This is a genomic window from Thauera sp. WH-1, from assembly GCF_047806685.1.
GTDB lineage: Bacteria > Pseudomonadota > Gammaproteobacteria > Burkholderiales > Rhodocyclaceae > Thauera.
Window position 1 is genome coordinate 1 of sequence record NZ_JBLQGP010000060.1, and the last position, 1,369, is coordinate 1,369.

Below are 1,369 nucleotides of genomic sequence, written 5' to 3' on the forward strand. Positions count from 1 at the left end.
CCGCCTTGTTCTGGTAGGCGATGGCGGCGATCTCCTGCGGCAAGGTGAACACGACATGGAAATACTCGACTGGCAAGAGCTCTGCGCGCCGATCCTCGAGCCATTGCGCGCGCGTGAGCGACTGGCACTTTGGACAATGCCGGTCGCGGCAGCTGTTGAACGCGATCCGCTGGTGGCCGCAGGCGTCGCACTGCTCGACGTGCCCCCCGAGCGCCGCCGTGCGGCAACGCTCGATGGCACTCATGACGCGGCGTTGCCCGCGACTCAGTGCCGCCACGTGATCGCGACGATAGGCTGGCCCGAGCTGCCGGAAGATGTCCGCCAACTCGAGCCCGGTTGGGCGCAAGACGCTTACTCAGAAGTGCGCGGGCGGCGTCACCGGGTTCGGCACCACCGGCGCGGGCAGCCAGTCGAGCGGGCTTCGGGTCGCACACACCGTGCTGGTGGCGACCTTCAGGTAGCGTGAGGTGGTCGCCAGGCTGCGGTGTCCGAGCAGCAACTGGATGGTGCGCACGTCGGTACCCGCTTCGAGCAGATGCGTGGCGAAGGCGTGGCGCAGCGAATGCGGGGTGACCGGCTTGGTGAGGCCCGCGACACGACGCGCCTTCTGGCACGCGGCCTCGACGGCCCCTTTGGTGATCGGCTGCTCGGGCCTATCGCCTGGGAACAGCCACAGGCGCGGGCGCTCGCTTCGCCAGTACGCGCGCAAGGTGTCGAGCAGGCGCGGCGAGAGCATCACGTAGCGATCCTTGCGGCCCTTTCCTTGATCGACGCGCAGCACCATGCGCTCGCTGTCGATGTCGGTGACCCGCAGATGCGTGGCCTCCGACACGCGCAAGCCGGCGGCGTAAGTGGTGGTGAGGAGGGTGCGGTGCTTCAGGCTGGCGACGGCCTCGAGGAGGCGCGTCACCTCGTCGTGGCTCAGGATGACCGGCAGCCGGAACGGCTTCTTCGGCATCGGGATGTCCTCCAGTGCCCAGTCGCGCTTGAGCGTGACCTTGTAGAGAAACCTCAGCGCCGACGTTGCGATGCCGACACTCGCGGCAGAGAGCTTGCGCACTTCGACCAGATGGACCTGGTAGGTGCGCACGTCCTCGGGCCCGAGCGCTTCGGGCGAGCGACCGAAGTGGCGCGCGTAGGCGCTGATCTGCTGGAGGTAGGAAAGCTGGGTGTTCTCGGCGAAGTTGCGAATGCCCATGTCTTCGAGCATGCGCTGGCGAAGCGGAGTCATGGCAAAGCTCCTGTCGGAAAGGAATGAAGGGCTGCGAACAGCCACCCAATCCTTCTCCAACGCGGGCTTCCTGTGAATGCGCCGGCCTCAATTCCACAGCGCGTGGATCACCCCCTACCGCGCCAGCGGTTTAGTCCA

Annotated in this window: 2 protein-coding genes; both read right to left on the reverse strand. The window is 66.7% G+C overall.

Features of this window, described 5'->3' with window-relative positions; all coding sequences use genetic code 11:
* On the reverse strand, window positions 1-346 hold a 346-nt coding region (locus tag ACMV5O_RS21255; RefSeq protein ID WP_416165305.1), incomplete at its 3' end, for a transposase zinc-binding domain-containing protein.
* 9 nt (window positions 347-355) lie between these two features.
* Window positions 356-1,231: a site-specific integrase gene (locus tag ACMV5O_RS21260; protein WP_324544410.1), complete on the reverse strand. Its 876-nt coding sequence runs from the start codon at window positions 1,229-1,231 to the stop codon at window positions 356-358.
* Between the last annotated feature and the right edge of the window lie 138 nt (window positions 1,232-1,369).